General features: G+C 67.7%; 13 protein-coding genes. 4 read left to right on the top strand and 9 right to left on the bottom strand.

Going from position 1 to position 17,216, the window contains the following annotated elements:
- Positions 1-13: 13 nt before the first annotated feature.
- Positions 14-2,206 (bottom strand): AAA family ATPase, encoded by a 2,193-nt coding sequence (locus tag BLP73_RS10950; RefSeq protein WP_090744039.1) that lies wholly within the window; start codon positions 2,204-2,206, stop codon positions 14-16.
- A 48-nt stretch (positions 2,207-2,254) separates the two neighbouring features.
- Positions 2,255-3,295: a hypothetical protein gene (locus BLP73_RS10945; RefSeq protein WP_090744037.1), complete on the bottom strand. Its 1,041-nt coding sequence runs from the start codon at positions 3,293-3,295 to the stop codon at positions 2,255-2,257.
- Between the two features lie 470 nt (positions 3,296-3,765).
- Here BLP73_RS10945 and BLP73_RS10940 point away from each other — a divergent pair, with 470 nt between their 5' ends.
- The 3 genes from BLP73_RS10940 (at position 3,766) to BLP73_RS10930 (ending at position 8,302) form a co-directional block, all read left to right on the top strand.
- Positions 3,766-4,782 carry an ABC transporter substrate-binding protein gene (locus BLP73_RS10940; RefSeq protein ID WP_090744033.1) on the top strand — a complete coding sequence of 339 codons (1,017 nt, stop codon included), beginning with the start codon at positions 3,766-3,768 and terminating at the stop codon, positions 4,780-4,782.
- A gap of 167 nt (positions 4,783-4,949) precedes the next feature.
- On the top strand, positions 4,950-7,322 hold the full coding sequence (locus tag BLP73_RS10935; RefSeq protein WP_245686646.1) for an ATP-binding cassette domain-containing protein: 2,373 nt from the start codon (positions 4,950-4,952) through the stop codon (positions 7,320-7,322).
- Positions 7,319-8,302 (top strand): ABC transporter permease, encoded by a 984-nt coding sequence (locus BLP73_RS10930; RefSeq protein ID WP_090744026.1) that lies wholly within the window; start codon positions 7,319-7,321, stop codon positions 8,300-8,302. The genes BLP73_RS10935 and BLP73_RS10930 overlap by 4 nt, the downstream gene beginning before the upstream one ends.
- Here the strand turns inward: BLP73_RS10930 and BLP73_RS10925 are convergent.
- The 3 genes from BLP73_RS10925 to BLP73_RS10915 are packed head-to-tail and all read right to left on the bottom strand — an operon-like array spanning position 8,299 to position 12,076.
- Positions 8,299-9,564: a ribulose-bisphosphate carboxylase large subunit family protein gene (locus BLP73_RS10925; RefSeq protein ID WP_090744023.1), complete on the bottom strand. Its 1,266-nt coding sequence runs from the start codon at positions 9,562-9,564 to the stop codon at positions 8,299-8,301. The two genes, BLP73_RS10930 and BLP73_RS10925, sit on opposite strands and share 4 nt — an antisense overlap.
- Positions 9,561-11,249 (bottom strand): D-apionate lactonase family protein, encoded by a 1,689-nt coding sequence (locus tag BLP73_RS10920; RefSeq protein ID WP_483824908.1) that lies wholly within the window; start codon positions 11,247-11,249, stop codon positions 9,561-9,563. Before BLP73_RS10920 ends, BLP73_RS10925 begins: the two co-directional genes overlap by 4 nt.
- The gene (locus tag BLP73_RS10915) at positions 11,246-12,076 is read right to left on the bottom strand and encodes a phosphogluconate dehydrogenase C-terminal domain-containing protein (RefSeq protein ID WP_090744018.1); all 831 of its coding nucleotides are present in this window, start codon (positions 12,074-12,076) and stop codon (positions 11,246-11,248) included. The genes BLP73_RS10920 and BLP73_RS10915 overlap by 4 nt, the downstream gene beginning before the upstream one ends.
- Before the next feature lie 92 nt (positions 12,077-12,168).
- Here BLP73_RS10915 and BLP73_RS10910 point away from each other — a divergent pair, with 92 nt between their 5' ends.
- Positions 12,169-13,539 carry a four-carbon acid sugar kinase family protein gene (locus BLP73_RS10910; protein WP_090744015.1) on the top strand — a complete coding sequence of 457 codons (1,371 nt, stop codon included), beginning with the start codon at positions 12,169-12,171 and terminating at the stop codon, positions 13,537-13,539.
- A gap of 5 nt (positions 13,540-13,544) precedes the next feature.
- Here the strand turns inward: BLP73_RS10910 and BLP73_RS10905 are convergent, their stop codons facing one another.
- From BLP73_RS10905 to nanR, 4 genes are all read right to left on the bottom strand, one after another.
- Entirely contained in the window at positions 13,545-14,819 is a 1,275-nt protein-coding gene (locus tag BLP73_RS10905; RefSeq protein WP_090744012.1) for a TRAP transporter large permease, read from the bottom strand.
- The gene (locus BLP73_RS10900) at positions 14,816-15,280 is read right to left on the bottom strand and encodes a TRAP transporter small permease (protein ID WP_175453327.1); all 465 of its coding nucleotides are present in this window, start codon (positions 15,278-15,280) and stop codon (positions 14,816-14,818) included. Before BLP73_RS10900 ends, BLP73_RS10905 begins: the two co-directional genes overlap by 4 nt.
- Before the next feature lie 118 nt (positions 15,281-15,398).
- Positions 15,399-16,370 (bottom strand): TRAP transporter substrate-binding protein, encoded by a 972-nt coding sequence (locus tag BLP73_RS10895; RefSeq protein ID WP_217630671.1) that lies wholly within the window; start codon positions 16,368-16,370, stop codon positions 15,399-15,401.
- Between the two features lie 77 nt (positions 16,371-16,447).
- Complete coding sequence (gene nanR / locus BLP73_RS10890) at positions 16,448-17,167, bottom strand: transcriptional regulator NanR (RefSeq protein WP_090744006.1); 720 nt, start codon at positions 17,165-17,167, stop codon at positions 16,448-16,450.
- Between the last annotated feature and the right edge of the window lie 49 nt (positions 17,168-17,216).

Below are 17,216 nucleotides of genomic sequence, written 5' to 3'. Positions count from 1 at the left end.
CTTGCGTCTTGCCCTACGGTTTGCGCCAGAAACTGATGGGTTGCCTACTGTCTCGTTGATGCGGTTCCAGGGAGTTACCCCTATTTTTCCCTATGACGGGTGCCAGAGCCACCGCCAAGTCTGCTTCCAGGAAGAAACCGCGGATCTCGAGATCCCGTGCCAGGCTCTCCAGCAGCGTCCGGTATTGCCGCAAGATCTCCAGCGCCAGCGCAAGGGCCTTGTCGAGATCGCGCTTCATCTGCTGCCGCAGGTGGGGTGGCAGCGACAGCAGTGCTGTTGTGGGCGGCGGCGCACCGACGGAGAGATGACCCATGCTGCCCAGGCCCAAGTTGATCTCGCATTGCATCACCAGCCGTGTTGCCTGGTGCAGATCGCTGTCCTCGGTGCCGCCTGCGCCGCCGCTGGCCGTGCCGAGCAGAAGGATCTCGGCCGCGCGCCCCGCGAGATGCCCGGCGCAGCGCCGCTGCAGCAGCTCCCGTGTCGAGTCGGAGTCGAACCAACGCATGCGTGTCTCGCCGCCATTCGGTCCGAGCCGCAGGGCCTTGACCCGCCCGAGGCCGAGCGCGGTCATCACGACGGCATGGCCGGCCTCGTGGATCGCCGCCCGGCGGCGCATGTCGGCGGGAAGAGACAGATGGTCCGGCGCGAGGGCGGCGCGCAGGTCCTCGGCCGTCAACGGGCGCTTCTGCCGCCGCGCGGCGGCGCGGGCCGCCCGGACAGCGGCGGCGCAATCCGCGCCCGAGAGGCCGAGGGCCATTTGCCCGAGCATGGCGAGGTCCGCCTCGGGCAGGTCGGATCCGAGATGCTGGCGCAGGATGATGGCCAGCGCTTCGGCATCCGGCAGGCGGAGCGTAACCCGCTGATCGAAACGGCCGGCCCGCAAGACCGCCGGGTCGATCACCCCAGGATGGTTGCAGGCGGCGACGATGACGACCCCCACCCGGTCGTCAATTCCGTCGAGCTGCTCGAGAAACGCGGTGATCACCTTGGTGTCGTAGCTCTGGTGTTGCGTGATGCCCCCTCCCGTCCGTGACCCGAAGGCATCGAGCTCATCGAGAAACAGGATAGACGGCGCCTGATCGGCCGCTGCCGCGAAGCTGGCGCGCATCGCCTTGAGCATGTCGCCAAGATGGCCCCGGGCCTGCCATTGCGCATAGCTGGCGCTTTCCAGATGAATACCGGGTTCGCGTGCCATCGCGCGGGCCAGCTCGGTCTTGCCGCAGCCGGGCAAGCCCACGACCAGCATGCCGCGATGCACCGCGTCCCAGGGCAACTCGCCTGCATGCCAGGCGCGCAGATCCTCGACGATCCCGAGAGTCACGTCACGGGCGGCGCCGAGACCGGCAAGCTCGGCCAGACGAATGCCGGGCTGCGTCCGTCCCTCCGGCAGGTCCATGCCGGCCGCGCCCGCGTTCGGGTCGTCCTGTCGGGGTCGCGCTGCGGACGCGCCCGTTGTGTTCCGCAGAACCCGCACCGCCTCTTCGACGCTTTTGCTCCGCAGAGACAGCATCAGGGGCAGCATCGGCATCACGGCCAGCTGATCGTCCGGCGGAAGCTGCTCGCGCAGCGCGGCAGGGTCGGCCTGCGGCCAGCTCAGCGCGAGACGCTCGGCCACGATCTCGCGATCCATCCGGCGGAAGGGCCAGAGCGGCACCTCCGCCCCTTCGAGAGCCTTGGCCGCGGCCAGGCCTTCGGGCAGCAGCAGCACGACCGGCACATCGAACGTCAGGGCCGTTTCGAGGGTCCTCGTCAGACCTTCCTGGGCATAGCTGGCATAGGTCGGTGCAGGCTCGACGACCGCGACCGCGCCGGGACGGCGGCGCTCGTGCTCGCTCCGGGCGATCCGCCAGCCCGGCGGAAGCAAGAGGGGCAAAAGCCGACGCGCATCCTTCAGCAGATCATCAGGCAGACCGATGACCGCGATGATCGCACCCTGCTGCAGTTCTGCCCGCAGGCGATCTTCGCTGCCGATCGTGGCCGCGAGGCAGAGGATCATCATCTGGTCACGCGGTGATGTGAACGAGACGGCGGCGTCTCCGGGCAGCCGGGGCAGGACTTCATCCGCAGCGTCATGCTCTTCCAGCAGAGTGGCGCGCTCGGCATCGGTGCGCGCCTCCATCTCGCGGGCGCGGTTCAGGATGTCGGCGGCGTATGCGCGCCAGGCGGGGCGGGACGGCGCAGCCGTCCCCGTGTCAGGCTTGGTCATCGGGACCTCCGGAGGGACTTGGGTGGGGGGCGTGATCGGCGCTTCCGGTCAACCTGCTTTGGCGGACCCGCCCGAGCGCTTGCGGCGCTGCCGGTTACTTGCGCGGCGGGCGTCCTGCTGCGCGCTGCGCCGGGCAAGCTTCGCCGCGCGCTTTGCCAGCGACTTGACCCGGAGCTCGATGTCGTCGAGCAGCGCCATGATCTCGGGCTCGATGCTGGCGCAGTAGAGTTCAGAAAGAACACGAACCTCGCCCTCGAACTCTGCCCGATCAAGAACGGCACCGGGAAAAAGCTTGCGCAGGTTCACGTGCAGCCGCTTCTCATAGCAGATTGCCTGGTGACCTGTTGGCACCGGGATCACCCGGAGCAGTTGGGCATTCTGCTCAAGATCCATGACGAGCTGATAACGCAGCCTCGATGCAGGGTTGCGCGAAAAGCCGACTTTGGTAGCGATCCGGCCGCTGCGCAGGATGAAGCGCATCAGGTAGATGAAGCTGGGATCGTTCGTCCACGTGTCGCTGCAGGCGTGGCAGGTGAAACGGCCCGTCTGCATGTTCACGATCGCAACCCGCTGCGTATGCCCGCATTCGTGACCATACAGCCGATAGTTTCGATCACCCTTGGGATCAGGGCCCAGCAGCGTCCAGCCGCGGCCGCCCGCTGCGGCTTCGAGTCGCGCCTCGAGGCAGGCGTCGCAGCGGATCTCGGTCTTCCCGGCTCTGACGCGCTCCAGGAACTCCTGCTGTCGCTCCACTTCGTGACCGCAGGATAGCTGGATGCGGAAGTAGTGGGGCCGCGCCGGAGCGAGGAAAGTCACGCCTGCGGCGTCGCAGAGTTCGCGCCGCCGATCCTCAAGGCAGTGGGGGCAAAGCGGGATCGCGGTCCGCAGCGTGAAGAGCTTGCAGATCATGTCGCGGCCGCAGGCGTGATGGCGCAAGCCAAGGTGGTAGCGGTCGAGAATGCGGGCGATGATCTCGAAGCCCTTTTGGCTGGCAGCTTCCTGCCACTGCGGATGGATCGCGCCGTCGAAGATGACGCATTCGCGATCGCCGAAGGTCATGGTCGGGTGAAGCTTTTTGCAGTCGGACATGAGTGGTCCTCCCATTGGATCGGGATGAGAAAGCGGCAGCATTGGCCGGAGACCGGACAGCCGCGGCATAAAGTCCATGATGCGCTCAGGCAGCCCGGCGGCTGACGTCGGGTGTGCGTCGGCAGATGGCTGTCAGATGATATCGAGAGGGATCAGGCGGCGATGAGCACCAGCGGGTGCAGCGCCGCCGCGTTGAGGCCGGAGAGAAAGCCCGCCGCGCCGAGCCCGAAATCTGGCCTGCGCAACCGCGCCGCAGCGCCGTGCCGGGTGCAATTCTGTAAGCTCGCCGCCTGAAGTCAAGGGAATCACGGACACTCTGTACCTCTTTGGATTTTTTGCGACGGAGCCCCTGCCCCTCCCTCTAAAGTCTGTTCATCCTTCTAGTGACAACAAAAACATTCATCACGGTTTCGGAATGCTGATATGATAAGGTGACCTCAGTGTAACGATGAGTCAGTGGAGGTGGCCTAATGTCGGTCAAAGGATGGATCAGTGTCGCAGCCGTAGCGGCGGGGTTGGGCGGCGGACAGCCGGTGCTGGCGCAGGATGCGCCGGTGGTGGCGCTGTCGAACTCGTTTTACGGTAATACTTGGCGGCAGCAGATGGTCACCGCCTTCGAAGAGGCGGCAGAGGCGGCCAAAGCGCAGGGGCTGATCGGCGATTACATCGTGATGAACGGCGACGGGTCGGTGGTGCAGCAGCAGGCGCATTTGGCCGAACTGATCCTTCGCGGGGTCGATATCATCACGATCAACTCTGCCTCGGAAACCGCGCTGAACGGCGTGATCGAGGAAGCCTGCGGTGCCGGAATCACCGTCATAAGCTTCGATTCCATCGCGTCGGCTCCATGCAATTACCAACTGAACTTCGACTTCACCGGCTACAAGCAGGCTCAGGCCCGCGCAGCGCTCGACCTGATCGGCGGCGAAGGAAATGCCATTGTGGTGCGGGGTGTTGCTGGCTCCGCTCCTGATGCCGCGATGTACGCAGCCCAGATGGACGTGCTGAAGGAATATCCCGGGGTGACGGTGGCGGCCGAGGTCTACGGGCAGGCGACGGCAGCGGTCGCGCAAAGCGCCATCGCCAACGTGCTGCCCAGCCTTCCTCAGGTGGATGTGGTCCTCGCGCAGGGGGGCAGCGACGACATGGGCATCGTGCAGGCCTTCCTGCAATACGGCGGCTCCTACACGGAGAAGATGCCCGTGATCGAAGGCGGTGGCGGCACGGATTTCGTCAAGTGGTGGGCAGAAGAGAACGCACGCAGCGGCTATCAGACGATCTCGATGAACACGACGCCGGGGATCGGCGGCGCGGCGCTGTGGCTTGCCGTGTCGATGCTGCAGGGGGCCGAACCCCCGCGCGAGATGATCATGCCGGTGGCCACGGTCAACGCCGACAACCTGGCGGGATATGCCGATCTGCCGGCCGGAATGATCATCAGTCCCAGCTATTCGCTGGAATGGGTGCAGGACAATCTGCTGCAGTGAGCTTGAATGGTGGGGGCCGAGCTGCTGGCCCGCACCCCCATCCATACACATCCCGTTTTTCTTCGCCGCGCCGCAAGGGTGGCCCCCGCAGGACTGCGCCCGCGCCGATGACAGCCCCACAAGCCATCGCCTCTTCGTTGCCTTTGCCCGCACAGGCCGTGCCCTTGGTGTCTCTGCGAGGCATCTGCCGGACCTATGGCGCGACCCGTGCCAATGACAGCATCGATCTGAACATCGCGGCAGGCGAGGTGCTGGGGCTGGTCGGCGGCAACGGTGCCGGGAAGTCCACGCTGATGAAGGTGCTGTGCGGCATGGTTCCCGCCTCGGAAGGGCAGATCCTGCTGGACGGGGCCGAGGCCGAGGCTGGGCATGACGCCGCCGCGGCGCAGGCGCATGGTATCCGCATGGTGCATCAGGAACTGTCGCTCTGCACGAACCTGACGGTCGCCGAAAACTTCTTCGTGGAAGCGCCGGGCGCCGCGAGCTTGCGCCCCGGCTGGCGCGGCCCCTACCGCCAGCGGGCACGCGAGGCCCTGGACGCCGTCTTCCCCGGCCATGGCATCTCGCCGGATGCGCCGCTCGGCAGCCTGACACTGGGCGAGCGGCAGATGGTCGAGATCGCCCGCGCAGCCGCCACCCCCGGCGTGCGGCTGATCATCCTCGACGAGCCGACCTCTTCGCTTTCGGCCCGTCGGGCGGCGCAGCTGATCGCTTTCGTGCAGGCGCGTGCGGGCGAAGGAACTGCCTTCATCTTCATCAGCCACAAGTTGCAGGAGATCACCAAGATCGCCAGCTCGGTCGCGCTGCTGCGCAATGGGCGAATGGCGTGGCGCGGGCGGGCGGCCGACACCTCGGCGGCGCATCTGATCGAGCTGATGGGCGGGCGAAGCGACGGCCCGGCGCGGGACCGCCGCGCCCGCGCAGACGGGGCGCCCCTGATGCGGATCGGCGCGCCCTGGACGCAAACTCCGTACATTCTGCGCGCAGGCCAGATCGTTGCTCTAACCGGGCTGGAGGGCAGCGGCCAGCAGCTTTTCCTTCACGCGCTGTTTCAGGGAGCGCCCGGCACGAGCCGCGACGGCACAGCCGCCTTCGTCGCGGGTGACCGGCAGAAGGAGGGCATCTTTCCGCTTTGGGATGTGCTGGCTAACATCGCCATCGGCCGGTGGGCAGGGCTGCCGGGCCTTTCGCGTGTGGACAGGGCAGCCGACCGCGTCGCCGCGCTTGAACCCGCCAAGCGGCTGCGGCTGGATCCCGCGCGCCTGATGTCGACGATCGGCGATCTGAGCGGCGGCAACCAGCAAAAGGCGCTCGTCGCCCGCGCTCTTGTGGGCGATGCGAAGGTGGTGCTGCTGGACGACCCCACCCGCGGCGTCGACATCGCCACCAAGCAGGATTTCTACAATCTGCTGCACGAACTGGCCGCCGAAGGTCGCGCGATCGTCTGGCACACCACCGAGGATGCGGAACTGGACCTTGCGCATCGGGCGCTTGTTTTCGCCGACGGGCGGATCGTGGCCGATCTCGAGGGGGACGCGATCAAGGCGCCCACCGTGCTGGAAGCTGCCTTCGGCGTCCCCTCCACCCAAACGGAGGAGCCGGGCGGCACGCGCCGGACCGCGCTGCGGCTGGCGGCGGCGGCGCTGCCCTATGTCAGCTTTGTTGTCGTGCTGGGGCTGATGTTCAATGCCAACCCCAACACGGTCAGCGCCTTCGGGTTGGAACTGCTGTTGAAACCCGCCGTTGCGCTGATGCTGATCGCGCTGGCGCAGATGTTCATCATCGGAGGGTCAGAAATCGACTTGGGGGCCGGGGCTTTCGCGGCGCTGATCTCGGTGCTGGCGGCCACGGTGCTGCCGGCGTCCACGCCGCTCGGGCTGGCAGCCATCGCCGCGGCGCTTGCTGCCTATGCCACAGTTGGCGCGCTGATCCAGTGGCGGCAGATCCCTGCCATCGTCGTCACACTGGGCGCGTCCTTCATCTGGCTGGGCATCGGGTTTTCGATCCAGCCGACGCCAGGTGGGACGGCCGCCGGCTGGACGCAGGCGCTGATCCGTTGGCGAATCCCGGGCGTTCCGACCTCGGTGCTGCTGATCTGCCTTTTCACGGCGCTCGCGCTGTGGATCAACCGCACGCCATTGGGGGTCGGGCTGCGCGGCTTCGGCAACAATCCCGCCGCCATGCAGCGCAGCGGCTGGTCCCCGCTTCGATGCGCGGTGATCCGCTATGCCATCGCCGGCTGCTTCCTCGCGCTCGCGGGGATCATGCTGACCGCCGTGAACTTTGCGTCTGACATCAACTCCGGTACATCCTACACGCTGATGTCGGTGGCGGCGGTCGTCATGGGCGGTGCGGCATTGATGGGAGGAGTGATCTCGCCCGCCGGCGCCGTGGTGGGTGCGATGACGCTGACGCTCATCGGGGCGCTGCTGGCAATGCTGAACATCCCTTCCAACCTCAACCCCGCAACGCAGGGGCTGCTGCTGCTGGCGGTTCTCGCCCTGCGCAGCCTGTCCCTGCCGAGAGAGGATGCAGAATGACCGCGTTGCAGACATTCGCCCGGAGCAACCGCTGGATCTGGGCCGCGCTGGCAGTGGCGATCCTGTGGGTCGTGCTGTCCGCAGTCTCGGGCCGGTGGAGCCTGAACAGCCTGTCGGGCATAGTGCTGTCGGCGTCCTTTTTGACCTGCGTGGCGCTTGGACAGATGCTGGTCGTGACCACCGGGCGCGGCAATATCGACCTGTCGGTGGCGGGCGTGCTGACGCTGAGCGCTTTTCTCGCCCTCCTCGTAGTCAAGGGGCAGGACGGGCGGATCTGGCTGGGCGTGCTGACAGCGCTTGGGCTGGGGGTCGGCGTGGGGCTGGTGAACGCAGCGCTCGTGATCCGGCTGCGGATTCCGGCAATCATCGCTACGCTTGCGACCGGCTATATCCTCGCCTCGGCCGCCCTGATCACCAATGCCACGCAGTTCGGCCCACGGTTGGTCGCGCCGGGGCTTCGCTGGCTGGCGGCGGGGAAGATCGGCGGCGTGCCGGTCTTCGCGCTTGTGGCGCTGTCGCTGGTGGCTGCGCTAGCGCTTCTGCTGCGCCACAGCGTGCATGGCTGGCAGCTGTCGGCGATCGGCCAAAGTCGGGCAGCGGCGCGACTTGCAGGCGTCCCGGTGAACCGGGTACTGGTAAGCGCCTTCGTGGCCAGCGCGGTGCTGGCGGCGCTGACCGGGCTAGTGCTGGGCGCCTATGTCGGCGGCGCGTTCCTGGAGATCGGGCAGCCCTACCTGCTGCAATCCGTGGCGGCCGTAGTGCTGGGCGGCACGCTGATCGCGGGTGGACAAGGCACCGCGGTCGGCACCTGGTTCGCGGCGATCCTGCTGATCCTGATGGTGACGATCATGCAGATCCTCAGCCTGCCACGGGGCACGCAGGATCTGGCGCAGGGCGCGGTGGTGATCCTGGTGCTCGCCCTTGCCGCCAAGGGCCCAGGGCGGCGGAGCGGCAGGCCGCTGCCGGCGCAGCCCTCTTAGCCTCCCGCGCCGGAACCGAACGTTCTGAGGGCTGCGGCAAGCGCCGGACTGTCCTTGGAGGCCGCCTGCAGCGACATACCGCCCATCGCCGCGGCCCAAGCGTCCTGAAGAGACCGGACCCCCGCCGCCGGCCCGTCGGGATGCGCCATGATCCCGCCCCCTGCGGCGAAGATCAGGTCCGAAGTGCCAAGCGCGGCCCAAGTGTCATGTACCTGCCCCGCCGACTGGCCCGAGGAGAAGACCGGCATCGCAAGCGCCGGCTGCTCTGCCGAAAGGGGGGTGAGCAAACCACGGGCCGAGGCGATCACGCTGGCATCGCTTTCGCAGAACTTGTTGCGGATGCCGTTCACATGCATGTGGTCGGCCCCTGCCAGCCGCCACAGCACCGACCACGCGGTATAATCGAAGCCAAGCGATGGATGGCGCGACAGATATCCCCAACCGTTGCGGTGCAGATGGATCGGCAGCACGGCGTGCCGACGCAGCGCCAGCATGCCGGTCAGGCCGACCGAGTTGGCACTGGCCATCACGCAGGTGCCGCCCTCCGCCAGCACCAGATCGTGGCGGCGGCGCATCTCGTCCACCTCGCCGGTCAGGTTGAAGGCGTACATCACCTTCCGCCCGGTGCGCCCGGCATGGCTGTTGATGACGCGCATCACCGCCCGCACCCGGTCGTCGAAGGGGCAGACCGCGCCATCGGCCTGCAGCTCGTCATCCTTGATGAAGTCGATCCCGGCAGTGCAGAGCGTGTCCACCAGTGCCGCCGTTTCCTCTGCCGTCAGCCCGATGGACGGCTTGACGATGGTGCCGATCAGCGGCCGCCCCTGCACTTCGGTCAGCCGCCTCGTGCCGGGCGCGCCGAAAGCGGGGCCGGGGCTGGCGGTCACCAGTTCCGGTGGAACCCGCAGCGCGGTCATGCGCAGGCCGGCCACGCAGCTCAACTCGAACAGGTTGCCCGCAACGGTCGCGAGGATGTTTGGCAGACTCGTGCCGGTATTGCCGAGCGGCCAGGACAGGGACAGCGCCACGCGCCGATGCGGGCGGTCCGCACCGGCGCCTCCGGGCAGCGCCGCGGCGGGGACCGGACCCAGATCCTCCAGCCGTTCCACCCGCGCGGCCGAACGGGCCTTCAGCGCCTCCGTCTCGCCGGGAACGGCCATGAAGGTGCCCGACGACTGCTCTCCCGCCAGGATGGCGGCGGCCCGTGCGGGATCCATCGGCGTTTCGAGGATGTAGTCGGCTTTGATCCTTGCGTCCGTCATGCTGTGTCCTGTCGTTCAGGGGCCGGCGCGTCCCAGATTGTCGCGCTTTCCGGGATGAGGGGCGGCAGGCCGTCCACGTTGGCGACGCTGCCTGTGCAGTTTGCGGCAAGGCCGGAGCCGCCGGCGTCAACGACAACCACTCCGCCCGTCCGCGCAATCTGCACCTCTTGTCCGGCCAAGGCGGCAGCGGTGCGCACCACATCGGCCAGCGGACCCGTGGCCCCAAGCGGACCGTCCGGCATGGCAAGCGCAAGGCTTTCCACCCCAGCTACCGCAGCGCCGGCCAATACGGCAACCGCATAGGCAGCGGCAAAGCCGGTGCCTTGACGCGGATCATCCTGCGCCATCGGCAGCCGCAGGCGCTGCGGGTTCGCCGCCACACCGTCCCCGTAGGGATTGCTGCGCATCCCGATCGACAGCAGGCCCAGATGCAGCGGCTTGCCGCCTGCGATGTCCTGCGCTGTCCGGAAGATGTCGGGCAGCGCCTCCAGCGTCTGCCAGACCGACAGATCGTCGGCGGCGTGGACAAGGGCCGTATTGCCGAAAGTCACGAAATCCACGGTTTCCGGATCGGGGCGAGCGCGGTTCAACTCGGTGAAGTTGGTCAGGCTGCCTCCGCCGACGGGCCTGCCGGGAAATCCGGCGCGCAGCAGCGGCAACGCCGCCTCCGGGCGCGGACCTTCCGGCCAAGGCCCCGAAGGCTGGTGGCTCTTCAGCCAGAGGCGTGGCAAGGCGGTGACCCGCAGCGGCATCAAACCCGCCATCCGCGCCCGCGCGATCAGCGACTGCAGCCCGGGCAGGTCTTCGAAGACGATTTCGAGCGCGGTGCCGGGACGAGCTGCAAGAGACTCCAGCTCGGCTTGCGGCGTGTCGGGCGTCAGGCGCAACAACACCGGAACGCCGGGGAATGCGGCCAGCGCGGCGCGGTCGGACAGACCCGACTCATGTGCCAGCATGACTTGCGGCATCCGCACGGAACGCGGCGCGGCAGGCGCATCCGGCTTGCGCCCCGTTTCTTCGCCCGTCTGCCTGACCGTCAGGACGATCCGCTGTCGCACCGTCTCGCCCGCCGCCACGCCATAGGGGAAGGGCAGGGACAGCGGACGGCAATAGGTCTTGAACGAGGCATCGGACCAGTTGCGCTGATCCTCCATTTCGAACACCTCGCCTTCCATCGCGATCTCCACAGCGACGCCCTGCACCACATGCGCCAGTCCGGCGATGTCCAGCGCGGGCTGGGCGGGGCTGACCCGCGACGGAAAGGCCGCCTCGCTGATCCCGCCGCCCGGATGGCGAAGTGTCAGAGGTTGCCCCACAACACCGCGCAGCGGATGCAGCAGGGTGAAGCCGACCCGGTTCACCCGCGCGGCGCGGCGGAAGGTGAATGAAACCTCGGCCACCAGCCGCCCCGCGCCCGGCGACACCTCGTCCAGCTTCACGTCGAGCGCCCCGTCGAACGTCTTGTCGCTATCGGTGAAGCGGCGGGCATAGCGGGCGGTGTCCAGCTGCTCGCTCACCGTCTCGGTCAGGTACGTGCCCCAGTCGGCGTTGCGGACCGGGCAGGTCAGGCCGCGCAGCACCTCCACACCGCCGCAGGTCACGGCACCGATTGCGCCTTCCGTCACCCGGGCCGAAAACGCGCCGCTGCGCAAGGTCATCTCCTTCATGGCGCTGCTACTGCTCAGGTAATCCGCCGGATCGAGGCGGTGATCTCGTCCCAGTCAAATACGCGCTTCCAGTCGTCCTTCATCAGCACCGGAATGCCGAACTGGATCGCCTTGTTGCACGCATCCGAGAACACGCCCTGCCGTTCCTCGAAGATCACCGCCCCCAGAATGTTCATGTGGCCGAGCAAGAAGTCACGCGCGCAGGCTTCACTGACGCCGCTGCGCGCCACGCATTCGTCCATCGCCTCGCGCATCACGGTCAGCAGCGAGGCGCAGACGGTTTCCGACAGCCCCGGCTCCAGCATCGCCATCTGCTCGACCGTCACCTTGTGGCTGCGCATGACGGGCGCGAAGATCGCCCGCGCGATCCGGTCACCCAGATCGTAATGCTCGGCCGGGCCCTGCATCAGCGCGTTGACGATCGCCTGTTTCGCCGCGACGCCGCCGAAATGATCGGCCTTCCCCTCGGGCGTCGTTTCGTCGTTGTAGATCGGCGGATGACATGGATGCGTGACGAAATAGGTGATGTCCGCCCGTTCCGGCAGATGTCCGGCAAAGGGCGCCGCCGCATCGAGGATCAGCACCATCGTCCCGGAGGCCAGCAGCGGCACCACCTCGGACGCAACCCGGCCGATATGGGTATCGGGAACGGCGAGGATGACCGCAGCCGCTCCCGCAAGGGCGGCATCGCGCTCCACGCAGTCCAGTCCAGTTTCGGCCTTCAGGCGCGCGCGCCCGGCGGCGCTGACTTCGACATGGCTCACGTCGAACTCGGTGCCGATCAGATTGGTGGACAGCCGGACGCCCATCTTTCCGCCAGCACCGAACAGGGCAATTTTAGTCACGGCATCTCCTCTCGGGTCGGGTGTTGTGGCGCAACTGGTATAGTCTCATACTAAGCGGACCATGTGTGGCATACAAGACAGGATGGGGTGCGATGTCATCGGAGGACGCGGCAACGCAACTGCGGGTGGTCTGGCTGGGCGACGACTTCACCGGATCGTCCGCTGTGATGGAGGTGCTCGCCTTCGCGGGCGTGCCATCGGTCCTGTTCACCGAGATTCCAGATGCCGCGCTGCTGGCGCGCTTTGCCGGTGTCGGCGGCATCGGGCTTGCGACGACGGCACGCAGCCATGATCCGGCTTGGATGACCGCGCATCTGCCGCCGCTGCTGGGCTGGCTGGACGGCCTCGGCGCGCCGCTGCTGCACTACAAGATCTGCTCCACCTTCGACTCGGCGCCGACGTCCGGCAGCATCGGTCGCGCGCTGGAGCTTGCCCTTGCGGTGCGGCCCGCGCCGGCCGTGCCGCTGCTGACCGCCGCGCCGGCGATGCGGCGCTATCAGGCGTTCGGCCACCTTTTCGCCGGCAGCCCGGACGGCGTCTTCCGGCTGGACCGGCATCCGGTGATGATGCACCATCCGGTGACGCCGATGACCGAGTCCGATCTGCTGCGCCACCTGTCGGCGCAGACGGGGCTGACTGGCGCGCTTCTGGATCTTGAAGCGCTCGCGGGTGACGCGCAGGGGCGGATGGAGGCCTTGATCGCGGCGGGCGCACGGGTGCTTTCGGTCGACACCATAGGCCCCGATACCGATGCCGTGGCAGGTCGGCTGATCTGGCAGAACCGGGCGCGGATGGGCCTCGTCTTCGGCAGTCAAGGGGTGGAGTACGCCCTCGTGCGCCACTGGCAGGAGACGGGGCTGCTGCCTGCCGTGCCGCCCGTCCCGTCGGCGGGGACGGTGGACCGTATCGCCGCCGTCTCCGGCTCCGTCTCGCCGGTGACGGGGCGGCAGCTAGCCTGGGCCGGGGCCCATGGCTTCGCGTTGCTGCCGTTCGATGCGGCGGCGGCCTGCGGCAGCGACGCGGCACTTGCCGCAGAGGAGACGCGGGCCGCTGCGGCCGCCGTGGAAGCCGCAGGCCGGGGCCTCAGTCCGCTGGTCCATTCCTCCGCCAGCTTGGACGATCCCGCCATCGGCCGCTTCCGTGCGGCGTTGTCCGGCAGCACATGGTCGGCCGAGGCGGCGAACCGGCGCATCGGCGAGGCCTTGGGCCGGATCCTCGACAGCGTGCTGCGCCAGAGCGGGTTGCGACGGGCGGTGATCTCGGGCGGCGACACCTCGGGCCACGGCATGCGCCAGCTTGGCCTGCAGGCTCTGGAGGCCCTTGCCCCCACCATTCCCGGCGCGTCGCTGTGCCGGGCGCACGGGCCGGGGGCGCATGACGGGTTGCAGATCGCGCTCAAGGGCGGGCAGATGGGGTCCGAGGATTATTTTGGCTGGATCCGGGACGGCGGCGGGGCGCGCTGAGCCCTTCACCTCCGCATAGAATAGGGCAGCCAGGTCGCGATCTCGGGAACCAGAATGATCGCCACGATTAGCGCGAGGGTTGAAATCAGGAACGGCATCGCGGCGCGTGCCGTGACCATCAGCGGCACCTTCGCAATGGTCGAGGCGATGAACAGGCAGGCCCCAACCGGCGGGGTCACCAGCCCGAGTGCCAGACCCATCACCGTCACGACGCCGAACTGCACCGGGTCGATGCCGAGCGTGGTGACGGTCGGGAACAGCACCGGCACCAGAATGATGATGTTTGCCCCCAGATCCAGGATCGCCCCCGCCACCACATAGATCACCAGCACAAGCAGCAGCACCAGCGTCGGATCCTGCGTCAGCGTCCCGATGGCCGCCGCGGCCGCCTGCGGCACCTGCGCCCGCGTCAGGATCAGGCCGTAGAGCGAGGCAGCGGCGATCATCAGCATCACCACCCCCGTCGTTGCCGCCGCCTCCAGCGCCAGCGGCCGCAGCGCCCGGAACGGCAGCGCGCCATACCAGAACCGCCCGACAAGCGCGGCATAGATCACCGCCACCACCGAGGCTTCGGTCGGGGTGGCAACGCCGAAGCGGATCGAGCCGATGATGACCACCGGCAGCGTCAGCGCGATCAGGCTGCTGCGCAGCGCACGAAGGATAGCCCGAGCATTCTGCCGCGGCTCGCGCGGAAAGCCCTGCCGCCGCGCCACGAGCGCGGTCGCGGCCATCATGCCGAGCGCCATCAGAATTCCCGGCACCAGCCCGGCCATGAAAAGTTCGGAAACGGACACCCCAGTTACGACGCAGAAGATGATCATCGGCACCGAAGGCGGGATGACCACCGAGATCATCGACGAGGCCGCAGTGATCGCCGCGGTGAAGGGCGCGGGATAACCGCGCTCGATCATCGGCGGGATCATCGCCATCCCGGTCGACGAGGTGTCGGCCACGGCCGATCCCGTCATCCCGCCCATCAGCACGCTGGCTGCGACATTGGCATGGCCGACCCCGCCGCGGAAATGCCCCAGCAGCGACTGCGACAGTCCGACAATGTCCCGCGAGATGCCGCTGCGCGCCATCAGCTGCCCTGCCAGCAGGAAGAACGGCACCGCCAGAAGCACGAAGCTGTCAATGGACGCGGTCATCCGCTGCACGATCAGCGACAGCGGCACGCCGCCCGCGTAAAGCGCCAGTGCCGAGGCGATCGCAAGCGCAAATGACACCGGCATCCCGAGCACCAGCAGCAGCACGAAGGACAGCAGCAGCGCGGTGATCATGTGGCCGCCCCCGGTCCGGACTGCGGCGCGGTCCCGGAGCCGCGCCGGTCGAACGCGCGCAGCCAGCCGGTCAGAATGTCGCCGGCCACCATCCCCATCCCGGCGTAGAAACCTGCATAGACCCAGACCATCGGCAGCCCGAGCGCCGCCGAGGGTTGCCGGGCCGACAAGCCCATCAGCCGCATCCCCTTGGTCATTGCCACCACGGCGAAGGCCAGAACCAGCAGCTCGGCAAGCCGGACCGTGGCGGGCCGGACCCGGCCCGGCAGCATGTCCAGCGAGATGTGCTCGCGCCGCCGCCAGGCCAGCCAGGCTGCGAGGAAGGCCAGCCAGACGAACAGGTAGCGCGACAGTTCCTCCGACCAGGCCAGCGGGGCGGCGAAGGCGTAGCGCGCGACGATCTGCGCCGCCGCCGCCGCCACCATGGCCACGGTGAGCAGCACGATCGCGGCCTCTGCCACGGCTTCGACGCAAGACCAAAGCCGCAGGACGGCCCGCACGGGGGCCGTCACCCGCCCGCTCCGGCAACCGGGCAGAGCGCCGTCACGGGGCTTGGCGGACCGGGGTCAGCGGCACGGATCACTGCGCCTGGATCCGTTCCAGCATCGACGGGTCGAACCTGTCCGAGAACTGGCTGTAGACGGCCTGCGCCGCCTCACGGAAAGGCGCGGGATCGACGTCGCTGACGGTCATGCCCTTGTCCCGAAGCAAGTCGATCTGCTCGGCCTCCAGTCGCTGGCTTTCCTGCCGCTGGAAGGCGATCACCTCGGGCATTGCCTCGGATATGGCGGTGCGCGCGTCCTCGGGCAGTCCGTCCCACACCACCTGCGAGGCGAGGATCACATGCGGGCCATAGACATGGCCGGTCAGGGTCACGTGGCTCTGCACCTCCCACAACGAATTGGTGTAGATGACAGTGATCGGGTTCTCTTGCGCGTCGATGACCCCCTGACCGAGGCTGGTGAACACCTCGCCCCAGGCCATCGGCACCGGCGAGGCACCCATCGCCTCGAACGCCGCCATGTGAACCGGGTTCTGCATCGTCCGCAGCTTGACACCCTGCAGATCCTCTCGCGCGTCCACCGCGCCCTTGGTGGTCAGGTGCCGCCAGCCATTCTCGAAGTAGCCCAGGCCGAGGATGCCCGCCCCTTCAAACTTTGCCAGGATCTCCTGCCCGACCTCACCATCCAGCACGCCATAGGCATGTTGGGAATCGCGGAACAGGAAGGGCAGGTCCAGCACGGCAATCTCAGGAACAAAGGCGTTCAGCGGGCCGGTCGAGACCACGGTCATGTCGACAGTGCCCAGCTGCAAGCCCTCGACCATCTCACGCTCCTCGCCCAACTGGCGGTCGGCGAAGACCTCGATCTGCACCTCACCGTCCGTGCGCTCGGCGACGATCTCGGACAGGCGCAGCAGGCCCAGATGCGTCGGATGCCCGGCCTGTGCGCCATGGCCCACCCGGATCACGGTTTGGGCCGAGGCGGCCGTGGACAGAAACGCCGCCATGGCAGTCGCGGCCGCCAGAACGGCAGGGTTCATCAGTTTCATGTTGTCCTCCCCAAGATTATCAGCTCATCATATCAGTAGACCTAATCGAGTCAACGCTGTGGACTGAAAGAGGAGGCTCAGCCGCGATCGGTCTCCGTCCTGCGATAAAGCTCATTCGCGCGGGTCAGGTGATTGCGCATGGCAGTCGCGGCCGCGTCGGGACTGCCTGAGGCGATGGTGCCGATGATCTCGCGGTGTTCGGCAATCGTCAGCCGCTCCTTCCCCTGCACCGACACCAGATCGACGTGGAAGTCGTTCAGCCACGCGAACAGCGCATCGGAGAGGGCGGGCCAGATCGGGTTGCCGCTCAGCCTTGCGATCTCGCGGTGAAACCGGCCGTCCAGCAGCCTGAAGGCCGCGGCATTGCCGCGCGCGGCCTCCTGCTCGTCCACCGTAGCGGTCAGGGCGGCAATGTCCTCGGGGCGGTGCTTCTCGGCGGCGCGGCGGGCCATCTCCAGCTCGAAGGTCAGGCGCGCGTCCTTCAGATTGTCCAGACTGGCTGACGAGTGGACCAGCAGATGCTTCATCGGGTCCATCATCTGATCGACCATCCGGCCGATCGACGGCTCGGCCACCCGCGCCCGCTCGCCATGGCGGATCTGGATCAGGCCGGCGCGCTCGAGGGCCTGCATCGCCTCTCGGATCGCCGGACGCCCGACGCCCAGCCCCTCCATCAACTCCCGCTCTGATGGAAGCAGGTCGCCCGGGCGCAGCTCGCCGTTCTCGATCATCGCAAGAAGCCGCTCGCGCACATCGTCGGCCAGCTTGCGCTTCTGGATCGGCGTCCCCTTGAGCATCCGTCGCGTCTCCTCTCATGGGGCGAGGGCGCTCCCGCCCTGCCGTCCC

Source organism: Paracoccus tibetensis, assembly GCF_900102505.1.
GTDB lineage: Bacteria > Pseudomonadota > Alphaproteobacteria > Rhodobacterales > Rhodobacteraceae > Paracoccus > Paracoccus tibetensis.
Note: the sequence above shows the minus strand (reverse complement) of the source record. Positions and strands in the feature narration are given on the sequence as shown.